This window comes from Pseudomonas lurida, from assembly GCF_002563895.1.
In the GTDB taxonomy this organism is placed as follows: Bacteria; Pseudomonadota; Gammaproteobacteria; order Pseudomonadales; family Pseudomonadaceae; genus Aquipseudomonas; species Aquipseudomonas lurida.
The window spans coordinates 4,919,722-4,940,966 of sequence record NZ_PDJB01000001.1 but is presented as its reverse complement, the minus strand read 5'-3'; the positions used below and the strand labels follow the sequence as shown (position 1 = coordinate 4,940,966).

Here is a 21,245-nt window from a genome sequence, read left to right as displayed (position 1 = left end):
ATGATCCGTGAAATCCTGAAAATGGGCGACGAGCGCCTGCTGCGTATCGCGCCTCCGGTTCCGCCGGAAATGTTCGACAGCCCCGAGCTGTGGCAATTGATCGATGACATGTTCCAGACCATGGAGCACGTGGGCGGTGTCGGCCTGGCCGCACCGCAGATCGGTGTCGACCTGCAATTGGTGATCTTCGGTTTCGAGGCCAGCGAACGCTACCCGGACGCGCCGCCGGTGCCGCAGACGATTTTGATCAACCCGCTGATCACCCCACTCAGCCCGGTGCTCGAGGAGGGCTATGAAGGCTGCCTCTCGGTGCCCGGCCTGCGTGGCGCGGTGGACCGTTACCAGCAGATTCGCTATGAAGGCTTTGATCCGAAGGGTGAGCCTATCGTGCGGTTTGCCGATGGTTTCCATGCGCGGGTGGTGCAGCATGAATGCGATCACCTGATCGGTCGGCTCTACCCGTCGCGGATTACCGACTTCAGCAAGTTCGGCTTTATCGAAGTGATGTTCCCGGACATGGACCCCAGCGCCGACGACTAGCGTTCAGGCCCCATGAGTGCGAATTGTGGGAGCGGGTTCGCTCCCACAATTGCAATGCGTTTCATGTCCGGTTATTTCGCCGGTTTCACGAACCTCAATGTCATCCGATCCGACTCGCCAATCGCCACATACTTCGCTTTATCCTGCTCTCCCAGTCTCAACGTCGGCGGCAACGTCCACACCCCAGCCGGATAGTCCTGGGTGTCCTTCGGGTTGGCATTCACTTCGCTTTGCCCCGCCAGCTTGAACCCGGCATCCGTTGCCAGCTTCACCACCTGCGCGGTGGTCAGGTAACCGCTGTTTTTGATCGCCTCCAGATCCGCGCCGTCCTTGGCCCGGTGGTCTTCCACGCCCAGCACGCCGCCGGGCTTGAGCACGCGGTAGAACGCGCTGAAGGTGGCCGGTGCGGTGCCAGCCTCTACCCAGTTATGCACATTGCGAAAGGTCAGTACGGCATCCGCCGATGCGGGTTTGCCGAACACCGGCGCCTTGGGGTCGAACTCGACCACCGAGGCCTTGCCGTAGCGCGTGGGGTCGGCGGCGAATTTCTTCTTCAGGTTCTCTTCGGACGTGCGCGCGTAGGCGCTGCTGCTCGCCGCCTGCACCGCCGCAATGTAATGCCCGTGGTCCTTGAGCAGCGGCGCCAGCACTTCGCTGTACCAACCGCCACCAGGGGTGATCTCGATAACGGTCTGCTTGGCAGCCAAACCAAAGAATTCCAACGTCTGTTGCGGATGGCGGTAGCCATCGCGCGCGCTATTGGCCGGGTCGCGCCAGCTACCAGCGAGCACGCTCTGGTACTGCTGGGCGCTGATCGGTGCGTCGGCTGCCTGGCTCAAGACCGGGGCGAGCAGGGCGGTGAGGGAGAGAACTGCAAGCGTTGTTTTCATGATCATCCTGTAGAGGGCCACTGTGCCGCCGAGGCTAGCATGGGCCCTGTACGCGCTGATCACACATTATTCGAGGTCGACCTCACCAAACGATCTAAGCCCATCGCGATCATCGGTTTGTTGCGCTTGTAGCGCACCAGCCGTTCGCTGAGGGACTGCGGCAGCCGCGTGTCCTGGGTGAAACCCATGGATTGATACAGTCGTTCCAGGTCCGGATGACACAGCAGCCACACCGTCCCCTCGACATTGGCCACCGCCGCCTCGATCACCCGCGCCGCCAGCCGCTGGCCGCGGTAGGCGGGGTCCACGAACACCCCGGTCAGCCACTGCCCGCCGACGACCGGTGTCAGGCACAGCCCGGCGACGATTTCGCGCTCCCGCGCCACCCATAGATGCCCGCCCTTGAGCGCCTTCATGGACGAATTGTGGCGGCGGTAAAACTTGTTCAGCAGCGGCCACAGCGGCTCTGCCAGGGGTTCGATGTGCAATGGGGGCATGGTGTTCAGGCAAGCCTTATCAAGGGCCGGGGATTATAAGCGCCTTCTGCCGGGCAATAGGTGGTATACCCAATACTACATCCCCTGTAAGTGGAGCATGCATCATGGCCAAAGGTATGGATTCAAAGAAAGCCGCGAAGAAAAAACCGGCGAAGACCGCGGATGAAAAACGCGCCGACAAGAAAGCCAAGAAATCCGAGACAGGCCTGTTCGGTCACTGAGTTACGAATAGCCACTGGCTGGGCCTGGGGTTGATCTGCCCATGTCGCCCCTTCGCCGTATAGCTAGCACGGTTACGCGGTCCATGTGGGAGCTGGCTTGCCTGCGTAACGGTCTACCTGTCAGTGACGCGTCTACGGACCCACCGCTACCGCAGGCACCCCAGTTCCCACAGGGTTGATTGCATTTCAGCTCATTGGCTTTCTGCTGCCAGGGCGGCAATCACCGCAGGCCGCTCACCCACTCGCAGTTGAAACGCTGCCAGCGCCGGCCACTCACCCAGGTCGATAGCGTGGAACGCCGCCCAGCGCAGCACCACGAACAGGTACGCATCCGCCACCGAGTACTGCGATCCCAACAGGTAGTCCTGGCGCGCGAGGGTTTGTACCAGCACCGCGAATCGTTTGAACAGCGTGGCCTGGAAGGAGGCTTTCACCTCGCCCTGGACGGCGCCGTTGAAGAACACCGCCAACCCGCCGTGAACTTCGGTGGCGATAAAGTTCAGCCATTCCTGCAAACGCACACGTTCCCAGCTGCCATTGGCCGGGGCGAGGCCCGCTACGGGTTTCAGGTCGGCCAGGTATTGCAGGATCGCGCTGGCTTCGGTCAACACCTGGCCGTTGTCCAGCTTCAGCACCGCGACATAGCCCTTGGGGTTGATCTTCAGGAAGTCCTCGCCATCGGCGGTGGTCTTGGCCTGGTTATCGACCCGTACAAGATCGAACGGCATCGCCAATTCGCGCAGCACGATGTGCGGGGCGAGGGAACAGGCGTGGGGGGCGTAATAGAGTTTCATCTGGGGCAGCTCCGTTGAATTTGCGCCAGTCTCACGGGCATGGCACCTTGCGTAAAATTAAACGTTCAGACCCCTGCCATAAGGACAGCGACTGTCATGATGAACCTGATGCACTGGCGCCTGCTGGTCGCCGTGGCCGATCACGGCAGTATTACTGCCGCCGCCGAGCGCGTGGGCATGACCCAATCCGCGGCCAGCCAGGCCATGGCTGGCATGGAGGCAACGCTGGGCGCGCAACTGTTTACCCGTGAGCCGCGCAGGACCTTGCCCACCGCGCTGGGCCTGAGTGTGATCGAGCAGGCGCGGGTGATGCTGAGGGCGTTGCAGGTGATCCGCAGTACCGTGGATGAGGCCCGGCCCATGTTGCGCGGGACGATTCGCATCGCGAGTTTCCCCAGGGTGCTGGCGACCTTTCTCACGCCGTTGTTGCAGCGTTTTGCTCAGTTGTATCCCGGTATCGAGGTCACCACCCTGGATGTCACCGACAACGAGGTGCTGACCCTGCTCGACGCCGATCTGATCGACCTGGGCGTGGTGCTCAACCCCGAGCCCGAGCGCAATGCCACCGTCTTGGGGCGTGATTTCTGGATGGCCGTGCTGCCGACGGATCATCCACTGGCGCAGCGCCCGGCCGAGGCCGGCGTGTCCCTTGAGGAACTGCTCGAACAACCCTTCGTGCTCGCCACGGGAGGGTGTACCGCCAATGCCCGCAGCCTGGGCGCTGCAGCGGGGCTTTCCCTGCGCGATATACGTGTGGAAGTGCGTGAATGGAACAGCGCCTTCAGCCTCGTGCGTGAAGGCGTCGGCGTCACGCTGGTGCCGGAGATGGCCTTGCCAGCCCAGCGCAAGGGACTGCGCGTGATGCCGTTGACGGTGCCACTGCACCGCGAATTTGCCTTGGTCGGTTCGCCATCCCGTGCGCCGTCAGCGGCCACCACGGCATTGTTAAAAATGCTGGCTGACTAGTGGCCTTGCATAGCGCCAAGCCCTGTCTATGCTCAGCCAGAACCGTTGATGACGCTTGGCATATAAAGCGATTCGGATGGTTATTTCCCCAAGAAGGTGTGCCAGCAATAGCCAACAAATGAATGGAATGCGCCTTCCGGGCGCCGGGAATCTAGGGTGATCTGACCATGTTCAACCGCCATCACAAATCCGACCTGCAACAAATCGAACGTTTCTCCTGCGCACTCACCGAATCCAACGCCAAGCTCGCCGCCATCAGCCGCTCCATGGCCATGATCGAGTTCGACCCCTGTGGCGTGATCCTCGATGCCAACGACAACTTCTGCAAAACCATGGGCTACAGCGCCGAGGAGATCCGTGGCAAGCACCACCGCCTGTTTTGCGACGAGGCCTACACCCATACCGACGCCTACGCCAAGCTGTGGCGCGACCTGGCGCGGGGCGAGGCCCTCAGTGACACGTTCATGCGCTTGAACAAGCATGGCCAGGAGGTCTGGCTCGAAGCCAGCTACATGCCGGTGCTGGACAAAGACAATCACGTCCAGAGCGTGATCAAAGTCGCGTCGGACATTACCGCACGGGTCCACCACGAACATGAAAACCAGAGCCTGATCGACGCCATTAGCCGCTCCATGGCGGTGATCGAGTTCACGCCCCAAGGCCAGATCCTGAAGGCCAACGACAACTTCCTGAAAACCGTGCAGTACTCCCTGGAAGAGATCGTCGGCCAGCACCACAGCCTGTTCTGCCACCGCAACGAGGTGGAGTCGCCGGCCTACAAGGCGTTCTGGGCGTCCCTCAACCGCGGCGAATACCACTCGCACCGCTTCGAGCGCAAAAACAAATACGGCAAGACCCTGTTCCTGGAAGCTTCCTACAACCCGATTTTCGACACCAATGGTCGCCTGTACAAAGTGGTGAAGTTCGCCAGCGACATCACCGAGCAGGTCTCCACCCTGCGCACCGCCGCCGACTCGGCTCACGCCACCTCGGTGCAAAACGATGCCTGCGCACGCAAGGGTTCGGAAGTGGTGCAGCAAACCGTGCAGATCATCGAAGCTATCTCCCACGACCTGAACCAGGCGGCCGAGAGTATCGACGCGGTCAGCAAACAGTCGGACATCATCGGCGCCATCGTGCAGACCATCCGCAGCATTGCCGAGCAGACCAACATGCTGGCGCTCAACGCTGCGATTGAAGCGGCGCGGGCTGGTGAGCACGGGCGTGGGTTTGCGGTGGTGGCCGACGAAGTGCGCAGCCTGGCGGCACGCACCAGCCAGGCGACCGTGGAGATCGTCGATGTAGTGCGCAAGAACCACGACCTGTCGTTGAGCGCGGTGTCGAGCATGCAGTCGAGCTTGAGCCGTACGGGGCTTGGGGTGGAGTTGGCGAATGAAGCAGGGCAGGTGATCCTGGAGATCCAGGAAGGGTCACGGCATGTGGTGGATGCGATTGGGCAGTTCAATTCGACGTTGCAGTTGCAATGAACACATTGTCAGTTTGATCACCACAATCGCTGTGGGCGTTGGCTTGCCTGCGATGCACACAGCCCTGTCTGCCTGATGGACCGAGGTGATGCTCTCGCAGGCAAGCCAGCTCCCACACGGGACGGCTTGCACATTTGATCTGCGGTGTGGCTTAGATCGCGGCCAGGGTTTCTTTTACCGTCCGCGCCTGCGGGTCAGCGGTTTTCGCCGCTACTTGCTGCTCTTGCTGCTGCTTCAAGCGCTCGGCCACTTGCTTGGAGATGGCATCCTGTTTTTCCTGGGACATGTTCTGCACGTCCGCTTCGGTCAAGCCCTGCTCTTTGAGCAATTGCTCACGGATGCGCTCGGCCGGGGATTTGCTCATGTAGTCGGTAAACTCCGAGCGCGCGCTGGAGGTGGCGTTGGTCGCCGGCACATCGCTGGTCGACGCGGTGGTCTGCAACTGCACGCGGGTCTTGGCGAAGGCTTCGTCGATACGGTCGGCGGCCTTGTCCAGTTCCTTCTGCGCGGCCGGCACGGTCACGCTTTGCTGCGCGGTTTGCAGGGCACCGCTGTACAGCGCGCTGGCGGCGGCGTTGGCGGGGTCCATGTCGGGCCGTTTGATCTGTTGAACGGTCGACACCGCTTGGGTGTTGTTATTAACCAGCATGATCGGTCACCTGGGGAAATGGTAGGTGCCTCAGGTTGAGCAAATTGCGTGCCGCAGAGCAAATGCCCGGTTTATCGGGTCAAGCGCGCGCCGCACCGGCAATAATTTTCCCGTGGGTGGACAATTATTGCCGGAGGCACAACGAAAAGGGGGGGCTGCGCCGGCGCTAGCGGGTCACACCTTCAATATCCTTCACATAAAAGTAGCCAGTAATGATGGCTTCGGGGCTGTCACTCTTGGCATCTGTTATGGATCGCAAGCGGCCTCTTCCTGCCCATGATCCAACTCCCTGTGAGACGCGCTTGATGTGCAACCGTGACAGCCATTTAGCGAGCCCCGGCACAGAGCGCCTACTGTCAATGTTCACAGGTACAGACGTGTAGGTGATGCGCAGGGCGCCTTGTCAATGGGCGATATTCTCCAACGCCAGGTTACGCGTACGCGGGCCGAACCAACCGATGGTGATCATCACGATCAGCATGCTGCTGGCAATGAAGGCCAGTACGCCCGGCGTGCCCAGGTGTTCGAGGATAAAGCCGATCAACAGGCTGCTGAACACCGTGGACAAGCGGCTGAACGAGTAGCAGAAGCCCACCGCGCGTGCGCGGATGTTGGTGGGGAACAACTCGCTCTGGTACGAGTGATAACTGAAGCTCAGCCAGGCGTTGCAGAAAGTGATCATCACGCCGCAAATCACCAGGCCCACGGCGGTAGTCTGCAGGGCAAACAGGCTGCCAAAGATCATCGCGCCCAGGGCCGAGCCGACGATCTGCCATTTGTTTTCAAAGCGATTGGCCACCTTCACGAACAGCAGTGGCCCCAGCGGGTAGGCGAGGGTGATGATGAAGGCGTAGAGCAAGCTGTGGGTCACGCTGACGCCCTGGCCCGAGAGCAACGCCGGCAACCAATTGCCGAAGCCAAAGAAGCCAATGGCCTGGAACACATGGAACACGATCAGCATCAATGCGCGTCGGCGGTACGGTGGTTGCCAGATATCGGCAAAGCGACCGCTGCCCTGAATGCCGACGGCTTCTGGTTCGGGTTCATCCAGCGGTTTGCCGTGATCCTTCTGACAGCGCGCTTCCAGGCTGTCCATGATGTTGCCGGCTTCAGCAAAGCGGCCTTTCTGCGCCAGCCAGCGCGGTGATTCCGGCAGGCGCTTGCGCAGTTGCCAGATAAACAGCGCAAACACCGCACTGCTTAGCACCACCCAGCGCCAGCCCGCTACGCCGAACGGTGCCTGGGGCACCAGCCACCACGACATCAATGCCACTGCCGGCACCGACAGGAACTGGATAAAAAACGCAAAGGCAAACGCCGAACTGCGCATGCGCTTGGGCACCAGTTCCGAGAGGTAGGCGTCGATGGTCACCAACTCGATGCCCAGGCCGATGCCCACCAGGAAACGCATGCAGATGATGCCCAACGCTGATGTCTGGATACCCATCAACACGGTGGCGACGGTGTACCAGATCAACGCGAAAGTGAAGATCGCCCGCCGACCGAAACGGTCGGCGATGGGGCTGAGCAGGCTGGCACCCAGGAACAGTCCCAGGAAGGTCGCGGCAGCAAAGGCGGCTTGGTCCGAGAAACCGAATACGCCCTCGCTGCCGGTGTGGAAAATGCCGTCGCTGATCAGGCCGGGGCTGATGTAGGCGGTCTGGAACAGGTCGTACAGCTCGAAAAAACCACCGATGGACAGCAACGCCACCAGGCGCCAGATGGTGGCGACGGCAGGCAGGCGGTCGATGCGCGCGCTGATCTGGGCGGCGCGGATGGGGTCGATGCCGTCGGTGGCGGAGGCGGTGAGTGTCGACATGGGCGTATTCCAGGGGCAGTGACCTGGAATCTTAGCGTGCTAACGGAAATAGGCGCGTGTGAAGTTGCGCCCGTTGGTACGCCGATTCGCTGATTTATTGCGCGCCGGCGTTATGTTTCAGGGTTTTATGGCGTGTGCTCAGAAGGCGATGGGAATCTCGAAGGTCTGGAACGCGTCGTCCACCGGTTGGTAGCCCAGCACCCGGGTGGTTTCGCTCAGGTCCAGGCGCTTGAAGCGGTTGTTGGAAATGCCATGGGCGATCAGGTGCTTCACCCCTTCGGCCTCCACCGAGCGCTGCAGCAACTGCACCGCATCCCGCGGGCTGAGCCAGGCGCTGAGGTCACGGGCGTTGTTGAGGTCGTGGGTCTCCGGGACTTCGAAGGCGCCGATGCGCAGGGCAATCGTCGACAGCGGCGTTTTCGCGGCGTAGTAGCCACACAGCGCTTCGCCGTAGCATTTGCTCACGCCATACAGGTTAGCGGGCATCACCTGCATGCCAGGTGTGATCTGGCGGTCCACCGGGTAGCCCTCGATGGTTTGCGCGCTGCTGGCGAACACTACGCGCTGCACCCCGGCGGCCACGGCGGCCTCGAACAGGTAAGTGGTGGCGAGGATGTTGTTGGGCAGCAGGTCATCGAACGCGGCGCTGGCATGGGGAATACCCGAGAGGTGCACGATGACGTCGATGCCTTCGAGCAGCGTGGCGAGGCTGGATTTATCGCTGAGGTCGGCGTGCACGAAACGGTGCTCGCCCAGGTTGAAGTCCGGCGCGATGCGATCAGTAAGGGTGAAGCGGTAGCGGTCCTTCGAGGCTTCGAAAAACGTCTTGCCGATTCTGCCGCAGGCGCCGGTGAGCAGTACGTTGAGTCCTTTCACGTTGGGGTCCTTGGGGTTAGTTGTGGCCGTCGAGGGCGAACGTCTTGAAGCCAGCGTGCTGACCGAGGCGTTGATAGTACGCCGCAATGGCGGGGTAGGGCGGCCGCTCCATGGGCGTCATCTGCCAGCGGTGCACCGACAGACCGATCAGGATATCGGCGAGGGTGAATTCATCGCCGGCCACGTAGGCGCCGGTCTTCGTCAGTTGCTGCTCGAGGATGCCCATCTTGTCGTTCCACCGCTCTACGGCGGCGTTTATCTGCGACGCGTCCAGGCCATCCGGGTTGTTGCGCACCAAGGCCGTGAAGGCGTCACCCCAGGCACGGTTGAGTTCGACGGCTTGCCAGTCGATCCACTGCTCGACCCGGGCGCGCGGTGCTGGCTCGGCGGGCAGCAGGTCATGGCGCTGGTAGAGGTTCACCAAGTAGCGGCAGATGGTGTTGGATTCCCACAGCACGCCATGGTCGTCGATCAGCACCGGCACTTGGGCGTTGGGGTTGAGGGCGAGGAATTCGGCGGACTGGGTGGGCTTGAAGCCGATGCCCCAGTCTTCGCGCTGGCAGTCGATGCCCAGTTCCTGGCAGGTCCAGAGCACTTTGCGCACGTTGATGGAGGACGTGCGGCCCAAGATTTTCAGTGAGTGTCCCATGGTGCTTCCCTGGCATGTGGAGAAAGACCAATCTAGCAGGGGCAGGAGGCGTGGGCACAGTAAAAACTGTGGGAGCAGGGCTTAACAGCGCGGGGCGTGTTGGTCCATCGCTTTATGTCAGATGCGCCCTACGTACTCTCCCGAACCTGCAACTCAAAGCCCATATCCACCACCGGCTTGGCGACCTTGTTGCCGGCCATGATCGTCAACAAATGCTCCGCGGCACGCCGGCCGATCGCCTCACGCGGGGTGCTGATGCTGCTCAAGCGCGGCACCATGAACGATGACGCCGGCAAGTCGTTGAAGCCCAGCACCGCCACGCGCTCCGGCACTTTGATGTCATGGCGCATGGCTTCCAGCAGGGCGCCTTGGGCCAAGTCGTCGTTGCCAAAGAAGATCGCATCCACATCCGGATGAGCGGCCAGCAGTTGCAGGAACAATTCGCCACCGAGCCCCACGGAGGAAGGGCGCGGCGTCAGCAATTCCAGCGCCGGGTCGTACATGCCCGCCTGTTGCAGCGCCCGGCGGAACCCTTCGCCGCGCAGCAACGTGCGCTGGTCCAACTGCGCGCCGATGTACGCCAGGCGCTTGCGCCCTCGGGACAGCAGATGCGCCGCCGCCGTCTCACCCGCCGCCAATTGCGAAAACCCCACGCAGTTCACGCCGGCGTTGGGGTCCAGGTCCATCATATAGACGCAGGGCACATTGCTGGCCTCGACCATCCGTCGGGCGCTTTCGGTGCGATCAAACCCGGTCAGCAACAAACCCCGTGGCTGGTAGGCCATGTAGTTGCGCAGCAGGTTTTCTTCTTCGTCGCGCGAGTAGTGGGAATTGCCGATCAGCACTTCAAAGCCCTTGGGCCGTAGCACTTGATGGATGGCTTCGAGGGTTTCGATAAACAGCAGGTTGGACAGCGAAGGCACCAACACCACCACCGAATGGCTCTGGGCCGAGGCCAGGGCGCGGGCGGCGGGGTTGACCACGTAGTTCAGTTCAGCGGCGGCGTGCTGCACCTTTTCCACCAGCTCGGTGGCAACGGTACTGATGCCACGCAGCGCTCGGGAGGCGGTAATCGGGCTGACACCGGCCAAGCGGGCGACTTCGTTAAGGGTCGGGCGACCGGTGGTGCGCAATTTTTTATCGTTCTTGGAGGTCATCAGGCGGCTTGCCAAACAAAAATCGAGGCACTAAGGTAGCGCTGTCTCCAAATGGCTGCAAATTCTTGAACGCTGGGTTGCCTGATCCGGTTCAAACGATTGGAGAGGATGCACGCGTCACTCCATAAAAAAAGACAAGACGGCGCGGGAAAAGCCTGTTTTTGCACTAGCCTTACAGCGTGCAAAGGTAGCGCTATCTGCGTCCTGAGGTGTTTCATGAGTCAACCTGTTACTGCCCTGGTCATCATGGGTGTTTCCGGCTGTGGCAAGTCCAGCGTCAGCGAGGCCCTGTGCCGCCTGAACGGCGCCACCGCGATTGAAGGCGACAGCTTTCACCCCGCTGCCAACATTGAAAAGATGAGCGCTGGCCACCCCCTCAACGACGACGACCGCGCCGGCTGGCTCGACATCCTTTGCGATGAACTGCGCCGTTCGCTCAAAGCGGGCGAGCATCCCGTGCTCACCTGTTCCGCCCTTAAAAAGAAATACCGTGACCATTTGCGCGAAGCTGCGCCGGGCCTGGGTTTCGTCTTCCTGGAGCTGACCCGTGCCGTGGCCGCCGACCGCGTGTCCCATCGCCCCGGCCATTTCATGCCGGCGAGCCTGATCGACAGCCAGTTCGCCACCCTGGAATCGCCCAAGGGCGAGCCGCTGACCCTGGCCCTCAACGCCAGTGAAGACAGTGTCGAGGAACTGGCCGAGCAGACCAACGCCTGGTGGCTGCAACACGGTTTTGAACCATCCAAATAATTTTTTGCCGGAAAAGATAGCGCTATCCCCGGCAGGAAATTCAACACCCGCTTTAATAACAACAACAAACAGGAGAGACCCCCCATGTTTGGCATGTCCCACGAGTCTTACCTGCTGCTAGACGCAGTAGTTACTATCATCGGGTTGATCGTTCTGATCACCAAGTTCAAGGTGCACCCGTTCATTGCACTGATCATCGCGGCCGGTTTCCTCGGCCTGACCTCGGGCATGCCCGTGGACAAGATCATCAAGGCGTTCCAGGACGGCTTCGGCGGGGTGCTCGGTTTCGTCGGCATCATCCTTGCGCTGGGCACGATGCTCGGCAAGATGATGGCCGAATCCGGCGGCGCCGATCAGATCGCCCAGACCCTGATCCGCGCCTTCGGCAAAGAGAAAGTCCAGTGGGCCATGATGTTTGCCGCGTTCCTGGTGGGCATCCCGCTGTTCTTCGAGATCGGCTTTGTGCTGCTGATCCCGCTGGTGTTTATCGTCGCACGCCGCACCGGTGTGTCGCTGATCAAGATCGGTATCCCGCTGCTGGCCGGCCTGTCGGCGGTACACGGCCTGGTGCCACCGCACCCGGGCCCGCTGCTGGCCATCGGCGTATTTGGCGCGGACATCGGCAAGACCATCCTGTACGGCCTGATCGTCGCACTGCCGACTGCCATCATTGCCGGTCCGATCTTCGGTACGTTTATCGCCAAGTACATTCCGGGCAACCCGTCCCAGGAACTGGTCGATCAACTGGCCCGCGAGCCCGAGAACAAAGACCTGCCGAGCTTCGGCATCACCCTGGTCACTGTGCTGCTGCCGGTGTTCCTGATGCTGCTGAAAACCTTCGCCGACATCGCGTTCGCCGAAGGCAACGTGGTGCGCAACTGGATGGACATGATCGGTCACCCGATCACCGCATTGTTGCTGGCATTGCTGCTGTCGCTGTACACCTTCGGCCATCGCCAGGGCATCCATTCCAAGCAGATCCTCAAGCTGCTCGACGCCAGCCTTGCGCCGACCGCCGCGATCATCCTGATCATCGGCGCCGGTGGCGGGTTCAAGCAGATGCTGGTGACCAGTGGCGTGGGTGATGTGATCGGCCATATGGCAGTGAACGCACAGATCAACCCGATCCTGCTGGCGTGGCTGGTGGCGGCAGTGATTCGCGTGGCAACCGGTTCTGCAACGGTGGCGACCATTACGGGCGCGGGCATCGTGGTGCCGGTGGTGGGTATGATTCCCGGGGTTAACCGCGAGTTGCTGGTGTTGGCGACGGGGGCAGGCTCGTTGATCCTGTCTCACGTCAACGATGCGGGGTTCTGGCTGGTGAAGCAGTACTTCAACATGACCGTGGCCGAGACGTTCAAGACGTGGACGGCGATGGAGACAATTCTGTCGATCGTGGCGTTGATTTTCATCATGCTGCTGTCGTTGGTGGTCTAACCGTCACACCATCAAGCTGGGGGTGAAAACCCAGTCCAACTGTGGGAGCGAGCAAGCCCGCTCCCACAGTTTCAACCATATTCCAGCAGGTGGTTGGGGTCAGGCTTTGGTGACCAGCCCATCTGCCCGGAACATCCCGCGAATGCCCCGCACCGCCTGGCGAATGCGGTCCTGGTTCTCGATCAGCGCAAAGCGCACGTGATCATCGCCATACTCGCCAAAGCCGATGCCCGGCGACACACACACCTTGGCCTCCAGCAGCAACTTCTTGGCGAACTCCAGCGAACCCATGGCGGCATACTGCTCGGGGATTTTCGCCCAGACGTACATCGACGCCTTCGGATTCTCGACCATCCAGCCCAGTTCATGCAGGCCCTTGACCAGCACGTTGCGACGCTGGCGGTACTGCTCGGCGATGTCTTTCACGCACTGCTGGTCGCCTTCCAGCGCCGCAATCGCCGCCACCTGCAGCGGGGTGAAGGTGCCGTAGTCGTGGTAGCTCTTGATCCGCGCGAGGGCGTTGACCAGTTCCGGGTTACCGACCATGAAACCGATGCGCCAGCCGGCCATGTTGTAGCTCTTGGACAGGGTGAAAAATTCCACCGCAATGTCCTTGGCGCCAGGCACCTGCATGATCGACGGGGCTTTCCAGCCGTCGTAGACGATGTCGGCATAGGCCAGGTCATGCACCACCAGCACGTCGTACTGCTTGGCCAGCGCGATCACGCGTTCGAAGAAGTCCAGCTCCACGCACTGCGCGGTGGGGTTGGACGGAAAACCCAGGATCATCATCTTGGGCTTGGGGATCGAACCGCGAATCGCCCGTTCCAGCTCAGCGAAGAAATCCACGCCCGGAATCAGTGGCACCGACCGCACCTGGGCGCCGGCAATCACCGCGCCGTAGATGTGGATCGGGTAGCTCGGGTTGGGCACCAGTACCGTGTCGCCCTGGTCCAGGGTGGCCAGCATCAAGTGGGCCAGGCCTTCCTTGGAACCGATGGTGACGATGGCTTCCGACTCGGGGTCGATGTCCACTTCATAGCGGTCCTTGTACCAGCGCGAGATTGCCCGGCGCAGGCGTGGGATGCCTTTGGACGTGGAGTAGCCGTGGGTGTCTTCACGCTGGGCGACGGTGACCATTTTCTCCACGATGTGGGGAGGCGTGGCGCCGTCAGGGTTACCCATGCTCAAGTCGATGATGTCTTCGCCGCGCCGACGCGCAGCCATCTTCAGCTCGGCAGTGATATTGAACACGTAAGGGGGGAGTCGATCTATGCGCGCAAAGCGGCGCGGCGAACCTTGGTCGGCCATTGTTGCCTCGAGAGTACGTAAGCGCCCGGAACCGTCCGAGCGACGTCGGCCACTGCGGTGGCCTGCGGGGCAGACAATACGGTCGATGATGGCCAGTTGTCCAGATGCGCAGGAAAATTTTCTGCATGGAGTACAGCGTGGATATGCCCCTATACTCGATGCGGGTTTGTTCCCTCATAAGAAGGAGACTGTTCGTATGGATCAGCAGACAAAACAACCGTTAGAGCCACGCATGGAAGCTGGAAAAGCCCTGGTGATCGCCGGGGTGCAAGGGCGTTATTCGAAGGCCACCGTGGGGGATATCCCCAAACTGTGGGAGTTGTTCGACACCTGCATCAAGGACATCAAACAGCGCGTTGGTGGCGTGACCTATGGTGTTTGCCACAACCCCAAACAGGGCGAATTCGACTATTTGGCGGGTGTCGAAGTCCCCACCAAGGGCGACGTGCCCAGCAACTTCGAGTTCATCGAAATTCCGCCGCTCAACTATGCCGTGTTCCCGCATTACGGCCCGGTGCAGGCGCTGGAGCAGACCTACGAGCGCATCATGTTCGAGTGGTTGCCGCACTCGGGCTACAAGGTGATGGGCGCGGATTTCGAGCGATACAGCGCCGATTTTGACGCACGCAAGGGCACCGGGACGGTGGAGATCTGGTTGCCGATAGGCGAAAGAGGCTGACCAAGCGCTGCAGGAGCCGGCTAGCCGGTTCCTGCAGGTGCATCAATACAGCGTATTTCTGACGCGCTCCGGCATCTCCCGGTCATATGCCTCGGCGTCAAACTGCCCATCATTGAGCCGCTTGTGAAAGGCCCCCGCCGACGGCAATGCCGAGCGATCCAGATGCTTCTCCGGGTTCCAGCAATCCGAGCGCACAAAGGCCTTGGAGCAGTGGAAATACGCGGCCTCCACCTGCACCAGAATCACCGACCTCGCCGGCTTGCCATTCACAGCAAAACTCTCCAGCAGTTGCGGGTCGATGGAAATCTGCGCGCGACCGTTCACGCGCAAGGTCTCGCCGATTCCCGGGATGATGAACAGCAATGCAATACGCGGGTCCTGCACCAGGTTGCGCAAGGTATCCACGCGGTTGTTCCCCGGCCGGTCCGGAATCGCCAGGGTGCGCTCATCCACAATCCGCACAAACCCCGGCACATCACCGCGCGGCGAACCGTCGATGCCGTCCGGTCCGGACGAACTCACCACCACCAACGGCGAGGCGCGCACCATGGCCTGGTAGTCCTCGTTGAGAAACGGGATTTCCTTGCGCACGGCACGCTCGTGAGGGCGGCCGTAGAGGGTTTCGAGTTGTTCAAGGGTTGTCAGCATGCTTACCGCCTCCTTATCGTCCAAAATACAACGCCAGCCGGCGCTCATACCCAATCCGTCCCTTATACGCCTCCCCGCTATCCACCCAACCAGCCCCTAGATACAACCCCATCGCCGCCACATTGTCCGCGTCCACCGACAGTTCCAGGCCCTTGATCTGCGGCCACGCTTGCAGTGCCACGGCCGGGAGGGCTTGCAGGCAGGCTTTGCCGAATCCGCGCCCTTGTTGATGCCGATCGACCTGCAAGGCATGCAAGGTCGCGCTGTGCTCATCGGCCCAATGGGGCAGGCAGGGTGGGCGTTTGAGCAGCAGAAAGGCCACGGGCAGGTCATCGGCGAGCAGGGCGAAGCCTTTGATGGCGCCGGGGTTGGGGTTGACCAGCAGGCTGTTCAGCGCGCAGTAGATATCACCGGAATACGCCAGTTGCTCGGGATGCACTTGCAGGGTGTCGAGTTGCTGTTTCTGCACAAGGCTCAGCGTTTCATAGGGGACGAGGCGGGTTTGCATCGGTGGCGTATCCGAAATCCTACAAACAAGCGTGGATTCTAAACGGGTTTGCCGAGGGCGAAATTATTTTTCCAAGGGCTGTCGATTGGCCGTTGGGCCATTCGACTAAGGGTGTCTTTCGTGATTTTTCATGCCCAGAAGCACCCAAGGAGTATCACCATGAGCACTGCCATCAACACCCTGATCGAGCATTGGAAGCACGCCGTCACCGTCAAGGATGTCGACAAGATTGTCAGTTTCTACGCCGACGATATCGTCGCGTTCGACGCCGTTAACGCCCTGCAATTCAAGGGCAAGGCCGCTTACCAGGCACACTGGAAGGCCTGCATGGAGTTCTGCCCAGGCCCCGGTGTGTTTGATTTTCATGAGCTGCATATCGTCGCCGCAGACGACAGCGCCTTCGCCCATTGGCTCGCCCACTGCGGTGGCACCGGGCCGGACGGCGTGCTCAAGACCTGCTGGATGCGCGTCACCGCCGGTTATCAACGCATCGACGGTGAATGGAAAGTGGTGCATGAGCACTGGTCTGCACCTTTCGACATGGAAACCGGCGCCGGTCTGTTCGACCTGAAACCTTGACCGCCGCGATCTATAGTCAGTAGTCCGAAAACGGAGAACGCCATGAAATACCTGTGCCTGGTCTACAGCGACGAAGCGTTGCTGCACAGTCTGCCCGACAGCCCCAAGGACCCGGAATGCCACGCTTACGCCGAAGCCATTCACGGCAGTGGCCGTATGCTCGCCGCCGAAGCGCTGGAGTCGGTGAGCACCGCCACCACTGTGCGCAGGCGCAATGGCAAGCTGTCGATCACCGACGGGCCGTTCGCCGAAACCAAGGAGCAGCTCGCCGGCTTCTACCTGATCGAGGCGCGGGACTTGAACGAAGCGATCCAGGTGGCTGGTGGCATTCCGGCCGCCCGGGTCGGCAGTGTGGAAGTGCGCCCCGTGCGCGAATTGAATCTCTGAACAATAACCATAAGACCCAAGAGGTTAACCCCATGTCTACGCAACCTGCCGAGTTTGAGCTGTCCATCAGCCGCCTGATCGATGCACCGCGCAGCCGCGTGTTTCGCGCCTGGACCGAACCCGCCTTGCTCCAGCAATGGTGGGGCCCCCACGGTATGACTACCCCCGAGTGCGAAATGAACCTGTGGGTCGGTGGCCTGTTTCGTACGCTGATGCGCGCGCCCGACGGTGCCGAGTACCCGACCCAGGGTGTATTCCTGGAAATCGTCGCGCCACGGCGGCTGGTGTTTACCGATGCGTTTACGCCGGGCTGGATTCCGTCGGGCAAGCCGTTCATGACCGCCGAAGTGACGCTGCAGGAAGTCGAAGGCAATAAGACGCTCTACACCGCCCGCGCCATGCACTGGCGTGCCGAAGACAAGCAGGCCCATGAAGCCATGGGCTTTCACGATGGCTGGGGCCAGAGCCTCGACCGCCTGGTTACGCTGGTGACGCAGGGCATGCGCGATTGACCCTCTCGGTCGAGGCCATTTACCGCAGCGAATCACGCCGGGTGCTCGCGACGCTGATTCGCGTGCTCGGCGATTTCGACCTGGCCGAGGAAGCCCTGCACGAAGCATTTTTTGTCGCGGTGCAACGTTGGCCGCTGGACGGCGTACCGGACAATCCTCGCGCATGGCTGGTATCGACCGGGCGCTTCAAGGCCATCGACCGTCTGCGCCGCCAGGCGCGTTTTACCCCGCTGCTGCAGGAGCAGGCCGACGCGCTGGAGGCGGCTGACTGGAGTGATGAAGACGTGGAAGACGACCGCCTGCGCCTGATCTTCACCTGCTGCCACCCGGCGCTGGCGGCCGACGCCCAGGCAGCGCTGACCTTGCGTGAGATCTGCGACCTCACTACCGAGGAAATCGCCCGCGCTTTCCTCGCCACGCCAGTCACCATTGCCCAACGTATCGTGCGGGCCAAGGGCAAGATCCGCGAGGCCAGGATCCCGTATCAGGTGCCGTCCGTGGCCGAATTGCCCGAGCGTCTCGACAGTGTGCTGCGGGTGATCTACCTGGTGTTCAATGAAGGGTATTCGGCGTCCATGGGCGCTGACCTGACGCGCGAGGCGTTGACCCGCGAAGCCATTCGCCTGGGGCGTCTGTTGATGCAGCTGCTGCCTGAGCCTGAAGTCATGGGGTTGCTGGCGCTGATGCTGTTGCATGAATCCCGCCGCGCGGCGCGCACCTCGGCGGACGGCGCGTTGGTGTTGTTGGATAAACAGGACCGATCACTGTGGGATGTGTCCCTGATTGCCGAAGGCTGCGCGTTGGCGGAACAAGCGCTGAGTACTCGGGGGTTTGGCCCGTATGGGCTGCAGGCGGCCATCGCGGCGGTGCATGCCGAAGCCACGCGCGCGGATGAGACGGACTGGCCGCAAATCGTCGGGCTCTACGATGTATTGCTCAGAGCAGTACCGTCACCGGTGATCGAGCTTAACCGTGCGGTGGCGGTGGCCATGCGGGATGGGCCGCTGTCGGGGTTGCAGCACGTGGAGAGGATTCTGGCGCGCGGCGAGTTGCTGGATTACCACTTGGCGCATTCGGCCCGGGGGGAGTTTTGCCGGCAACTGGGGCGTGTCGAAGAGGCACGAGCGGCCTACGAAAAAGCCCTGTCATTGACCCGGCAAATCCCGGAGCAACGCTTCCTCGAACAACGCCTGGCCGAGCTCCGCCCCCCAGGGCACTGAAGATCAACATGGGGGAGCGGGTTGTGTGCGGTATCCGGGTTATGGCTGCTGACGCGTCGCCGCCAGCACGATCTCGCGAATGCACACGTGCTGCGGCTGCTGGTAGGCATAGGCGATCGCCGACGCCACGTCGTCAGCGCTGAGGACGGTACCGCCCATGTCCTGTTTCCAGGCCTGGTAGCCGGTCTTGATCGCTTCGTCGGTGGTATGGCTGAGCAGTTCGGTTTCCACCGCACCGGGGGCGATAGTGATGACGCGCACATTGCTTGGCGACAACTCTTCGCGCAGGTTTTCCGAAATCCCATGCACGGCGAACTTGGTGCCGACGTAAGCCACGTGATTCGGGAAGGTCTTGCGCCCGGCCACCGAGCTGACGTTGATGATGGTGCCGCCCTTGCGCGCAACCATACTGCCAGCTACCGCGTGGATACCGTTGAGCAGGCCCTTCACATTGACGTCGAGCATCTGCTCCCACTGCGTTGGGTCCTGCTCGCTGACCGCGCCCAGCAGCATCACGCCAGCATTGTTGATCAGCGCATCGGCCGGGCCGTATTGGGCTTCGGCTTCTTGCACCGCGGCCACCAGGGCCGCGCGGTCGGTGATGTCGACGCCACGGCTCAAGGTGTTCGGCAGGCCCAGATCGTTAAGGCGATCAATACGACGCGCCAACAGCAACAGCGGGTGGCCGGCGGCTGACAGCAGGCGGGCGGTGGCTTCGCCGATGCCGGAACTGGCGCCGGTGATGATGACCAATGGCTTGCTCATGGAGGGACTCCTGGAATAAGAAAAATCGATAGCTGGATCGTGGTCGCAGTATATTTACCCTCGAAGAGGCTGAAAAATGCCTTATTTCTCTGTCAGTCATCGGATTAAGCTATGGATGTTCGTCACCTCAAGGCGTTTCTCGCGGTCTTTGAAGAACGCAATATCACTGCGGCGGCCCAGCGTTTGTTTATCAGCCAGCCGACCTTGTCGGTGACCATCAAGCAACTGGAAGACGAGCTGGGTGTGGCGCTGTTCGTACGCCAACCGCGCGGCGTGGAGGTCAGCGGGGAAGCGCGGGTGCTGTATCCCCAGGCTCGGCGCATGGTGGCGGAAGCCGAGGCGTTGAGCCGCCTGTTTCGCGGACGCGAAAATCGCATCGCCCTGGAGTTGGGTGTGGAGGGCGATATTGCCGACAGTCAGATCGAAACCTTCCTGCGCATGGCGCACCAGGGGCTGCCCGGGTTGCTGTTGACCCTGCAGGAAGGCTGCCAAGGCGAAGGGCGCCTGGCCGTGGAAGAAATGTGCTGCGAGGACGAATTGTTCCTGCCGCTGTGGGAGGAGTCCTACGTGATGGCGTTGCCTTCGGCGCACCCGATGGCGCAGCCAGGCAAAGAACAGGCATGGACACCGATTGAAGACTGGATCACCTGCCCGCAACACGACTCCCATCAACGCTTGATGGCCTTGTATGGCCGCTCGCCGCAATCGGTGGCCGGTCATGCGGGTTCGTTGACCCAGGCATTGCACATGGTGGCCGCAGGTGTGGGCGTGGCGATGTTGCCGCAGTCGTTGGCGGCGGAGCGCTCGGGCGTGGTGATTCGTGAATGGCATTTGCCGGCACCCACACGCCGCGTGGGATTGTGTTTTGCTGCGCAAGCATTGGCGCTGCCCGCCTTACGTGCCTTGCACGAATACTTCCAGGCCCACCGCCCGCCGCAGATCGCAGCGGCGTGAGCCTATCGCGTGTGCAACGCCGTTCACGGGTGGGCGCGGCTTCATGGGGTAGCAGTGAGTGTTCGTTATTCGAGCATCTGGCTCAACATCCAGCTGCCCGCCGGGCCCGGTGGGTATTGCCGCGACCACAACGCATCCACTGCCACTGAGCGTGGCCAACCCCGGACGTTGAGTTCAACCAGCCCGGCATTACCAAAACGCTCTACCAACCAGCGCGGTAATTGCGCCCAGCCAAAGCCGAGTTGAGCCATTTCCATCAGCATCAGAAAACTCGGCGCTGACCACACACGGCCCAAGGGGCGCGTTTCGTATGGGCTGACGATGCTTGCCAGGCGCAGTTCACGGTGTTGCTGCAAGGCTTGCGGGTCGATGTTTTGCACGCGGGTCAACGCGTGGGTGGGGGCGACGAACAGCGCGATTTCCGTGCGTTCGGCGACGGGCGAGCGCGTCAGGTCGGGCGGGTAGACCTCCTGGGCTTCGATCAAGGCGATCTGTGCACGGCCGCTTTGGACCAGGGCAATCAAGTCTTCGCACTCGGCGATCAGCCATTCCAGCTCAAGGTCTGGGTAGCGTTGTTCGAAGGCCTTGAGGGCGAGCTCAAAGCGTTCCGACTGGTAGGTATCGGACATCGCAATCGTCACCTTCGGCTCCAGCCCCTGGGATAACTGGCTGGCCGCCAATTCAAGGCGGCTGCTGGCTTCCAGCACCTGTTCGGCGCGTTGCAGCAACACATGGCCGGCCGGCGTCAGTGTCGGCTTGCGGCTGCTGCGATCGAACAGCGCCACATCCAGGTCAATCTCCAGGCTCGCCACCGCCGCACTGACGGTGGACTGGCTCTTGCCCAGCTTGCGCGCCGCGGCAGAAAAAGAGCCCTGGGTGGCCGCCTGGACAAACGCTTGCAGCACTTCATGGGAAGCCATGACTATCGCCTTGGTCGATGGTTATTAGTT

Annotated in this window: 24 protein-coding genes and 1 pseudogene; 12 read left to right on the top strand and 13 right to left on the bottom strand. The window is 61.5% G+C overall.

Going from position 1 to position 21,245, the window contains the following annotated elements:
• A complete protein-coding gene (gene def / locus ATH90_RS22435; protein WP_034108995.1) occupies positions 1-540 on the top strand; it encodes a peptide deformylase in 540 nt (179 codons plus the stop codon).
• A 71-nt stretch (positions 541-611) separates the two neighbouring features.
• On the opposite strand, the gene ATH90_RS22430 is transcribed toward def, so the two are convergent.
• The 3 genes from ATH90_RS22430 to gstA all read right to left on the bottom strand — a co-directional run bounded on the left by ATH90_RS22430 (position 612) and on the right by gstA (position 2,942).
• A complete protein-coding gene (locus ATH90_RS22430; protein ID WP_098467284.1) occupies positions 612-1,430 on the bottom strand; it encodes a class I SAM-dependent methyltransferase in 819 nt (272 codons plus the stop codon).
• Between the two features lie 59 nt (positions 1,431-1,489).
• Positions 1,490-1,927 carry a GNAT family N-acetyltransferase gene (locus tag ATH90_RS22425; protein WP_098467283.1) on the bottom strand — a complete coding sequence of 146 codons (438 nt, stop codon included), beginning with the start codon at positions 1,925-1,927 and terminating at the stop codon, positions 1,490-1,492.
• A 412-nt stretch (positions 1,928-2,339) separates the two neighbouring features.
• A complete protein-coding gene (gstA, locus tag ATH90_RS22420; RefSeq protein ID WP_098467282.1) occupies positions 2,340-2,942 on the bottom strand; it encodes a glutathione transferase GstA in 603 nt (200 codons plus the stop codon).
• Between the two features lie 96 nt (positions 2,943-3,038).
• Here gstA and ATH90_RS22415 point away from each other — a divergent pair, with 96 nt between their 5' ends.
• The 3 genes and pseudogenes from ATH90_RS22415 to ATH90_RS30000 all read left to right on the top strand — a co-directional run bounded on the left by ATH90_RS22415 (position 3,039) and on the right by ATH90_RS30000 (position 5,395).
• Positions 3,039-3,908 (top strand): LysR family transcriptional regulator, encoded by an 870-nt coding sequence (locus ATH90_RS22415; protein WP_098467281.1) that lies wholly within the window; start codon positions 3,039-3,041, stop codon positions 3,906-3,908.
• 167 nt (positions 3,909-4,075) lie between these two features.
• Positions 4,076-4,849, top strand: a pseudogene (locus ATH90_RS30005) (PAS domain-containing protein); the annotation flags it as partial.
• Positions 4,823-5,395: a methyl-accepting chemotaxis protein gene (locus ATH90_RS30000; RefSeq protein ID WP_371919470.1), complete on the top strand. Its 573-nt coding sequence runs from the start codon at positions 4,823-4,825 to the stop codon at positions 5,393-5,395. The pseudogene ATH90_RS30005 and the gene ATH90_RS30000, both read left to right, overlap by 27 nt.
• A gap of 151 nt (positions 5,396-5,546) precedes the next feature.
• Here ATH90_RS30000 and ATH90_RS22405 read toward each other — a convergent pair whose 3' ends face one another.
• The 5 genes from ATH90_RS22405 to gntR form a co-directional block, all read right to left on the bottom strand.
• Positions 5,547-6,044, bottom strand: a complete 498-nt coding sequence (locus tag ATH90_RS22405) for a hypothetical protein (RefSeq protein ID WP_098467279.1) — start codon at positions 6,042-6,044, stop codon at positions 5,547-5,549.
• Between the two features lie 403 nt (positions 6,045-6,447).
• Positions 6,448-7,863 (bottom strand): MFS transporter, encoded by a 1,416-nt coding sequence (locus ATH90_RS22400; protein WP_069078118.1) that lies wholly within the window; start codon positions 7,861-7,863, stop codon positions 6,448-6,450.
• A 138-nt stretch (positions 7,864-8,001) separates the two neighbouring features.
• Complete coding sequence (locus ATH90_RS22395) at positions 8,002-8,739, bottom strand: NAD-dependent epimerase/dehydratase family protein (protein ID WP_034108981.1); 738 nt, start codon at positions 8,737-8,739, stop codon at positions 8,002-8,004.
• A gap of 16 nt (positions 8,740-8,755) precedes the next feature.
• Positions 8,756-9,388: a glutathione S-transferase family protein gene (locus tag ATH90_RS22390; protein ID WP_069078117.1), complete on the bottom strand. Its 633-nt coding sequence runs from the start codon at positions 9,386-9,388 to the stop codon at positions 8,756-8,758.
• Positions 9,389-9,516: 128 nt separating this feature from the next.
• Positions 9,517-10,548: an HTH-type transcriptional regulator GntR gene (gene gntR, locus ATH90_RS22385; RefSeq protein WP_164403696.1), complete on the bottom strand. Its 1,032-nt coding sequence runs from the start codon at positions 10,546-10,548 to the stop codon at positions 9,517-9,519.
• Between the two features lie 213 nt (positions 10,549-10,761).
• Here gntR and ATH90_RS22380 point away from each other — a divergent pair, with 213 nt between their 5' ends.
• Both ATH90_RS22380 and ATH90_RS22375 read left to right on the top strand, forming a co-directional pair.
• The gene (locus tag ATH90_RS22380) at positions 10,762-11,295 is read left to right on the top strand and encodes a gluconokinase (RefSeq protein ID WP_034108975.1); all 534 of its coding nucleotides are present in this window, start codon (positions 10,762-10,764) and stop codon (positions 11,293-11,295) included.
• Between the two features lie 84 nt (positions 11,296-11,379).
• Positions 11,380-12,732, top strand: a complete 1,353-nt coding sequence (locus ATH90_RS22375) for a GntP family permease (protein ID WP_069078116.1) — start codon at positions 11,380-11,382, stop codon at positions 12,730-12,732.
• 99 nt (positions 12,733-12,831) lie between these two features.
• Here the strand turns inward: ATH90_RS22375 and alaC are convergent, their stop codons facing one another.
• Positions 12,832-14,043 (bottom strand): alanine transaminase, encoded by a 1,212-nt coding sequence (gene alaC / locus ATH90_RS22370; protein WP_034108971.1) that lies wholly within the window; start codon positions 14,041-14,043, stop codon positions 12,832-12,834.
• Between the two features lie 196 nt (positions 14,044-14,239).
• Here alaC and ATH90_RS22365 point away from each other — a divergent pair, with 196 nt between their 5' ends.
• Positions 14,240-14,722 (top strand): GyrI-like domain-containing protein, encoded by a 483-nt coding sequence (locus ATH90_RS22365; RefSeq protein WP_069078115.1) that lies wholly within the window; start codon positions 14,240-14,242, stop codon positions 14,720-14,722.
• 42 nt (positions 14,723-14,764) lie between these two features.
• Here the strand turns inward: ATH90_RS22365 and ATH90_RS22360 are convergent, their stop codons facing one another.
• Positions 14,765-15,370, bottom strand: a complete 606-nt coding sequence (locus tag ATH90_RS22360) for a pyridoxamine 5'-phosphate oxidase family protein (RefSeq protein ID WP_034108967.1) — start codon at positions 15,368-15,370, stop codon at positions 14,765-14,767.
• Between the two features lie 13 nt (positions 15,371-15,383).
• Positions 15,384-15,878: a GNAT family N-acetyltransferase gene (locus ATH90_RS22355; RefSeq protein ID WP_098467277.1), complete on the bottom strand. Its 495-nt coding sequence runs from the start codon at positions 15,876-15,878 to the stop codon at positions 15,384-15,386.
• 159 nt (positions 15,879-16,037) lie between these two features.
• Here ATH90_RS22355 and ATH90_RS22350 point away from each other — a divergent pair, with 159 nt between their 5' ends.
• The 4 genes from ATH90_RS22350 to ATH90_RS22335 are packed head-to-tail and all read left to right on the top strand — an operon-like array spanning position 16,038 to position 18,576.
• Complete coding sequence (locus tag ATH90_RS22350) at positions 16,038-16,457, top strand: YybH family protein (protein WP_098467276.1); 420 nt, start codon at positions 16,038-16,040, stop codon at positions 16,455-16,457.
• 42 nt (positions 16,458-16,499) lie between these two features.
• A complete protein-coding gene (locus ATH90_RS22345; protein WP_034108961.1) occupies positions 16,500-16,844 on the top strand; it encodes a YciI family protein in 345 nt (114 codons plus the stop codon).
• 32 nt (positions 16,845-16,876) lie between these two features.
• Positions 16,877-17,356: an SRPBCC family protein gene (locus ATH90_RS22340; protein ID WP_034108959.1), complete on the top strand. Its 480-nt coding sequence runs from the start codon at positions 16,877-16,879 to the stop codon at positions 17,354-17,356.
• Positions 17,353-18,576, top strand: coding sequence for an RNA polymerase sigma factor (locus ATH90_RS22335; RefSeq protein ID WP_098467275.1), 1,224 nt, complete (start codon positions 17,353-17,355; stop codon positions 18,574-18,576). The genes ATH90_RS22340 and ATH90_RS22335 overlap by 4 nt, the downstream gene beginning before the upstream one ends.
• 39 nt (positions 18,577-18,615) lie before the next feature.
• Here ATH90_RS22335 and ATH90_RS22330 read toward each other — a convergent pair whose 3' ends face one another.
• Positions 18,616-19,341, bottom strand: a complete 726-nt coding sequence (locus ATH90_RS22330; protein WP_098467274.1) for an SDR family oxidoreductase — start codon at positions 19,339-19,341, stop codon at positions 18,616-18,618.
• 111 nt (positions 19,342-19,452) lie between these two features.
• On the opposite strand from ATH90_RS22330, the gene ATH90_RS22325 reads away from it, so the two are divergent.
• Positions 19,453-20,295 (top strand): LysR family transcriptional regulator, encoded by an 843-nt coding sequence (locus tag ATH90_RS22325; RefSeq protein ID WP_069078110.1) that lies wholly within the window; start codon positions 19,453-19,455, stop codon positions 20,293-20,295.
• A 65-nt stretch (positions 20,296-20,360) separates the two neighbouring features.
• Here the strand turns inward: ATH90_RS22325 and ATH90_RS22320 are convergent, their stop codons facing one another.
• Complete coding sequence (locus tag ATH90_RS22320) at positions 20,361-21,215, bottom strand: LysR family transcriptional regulator (RefSeq protein WP_098467273.1); 855 nt, start codon at positions 21,213-21,215, stop codon at positions 20,361-20,363.
• Positions 21,216-21,245: the final 30 nt, after the last annotated feature.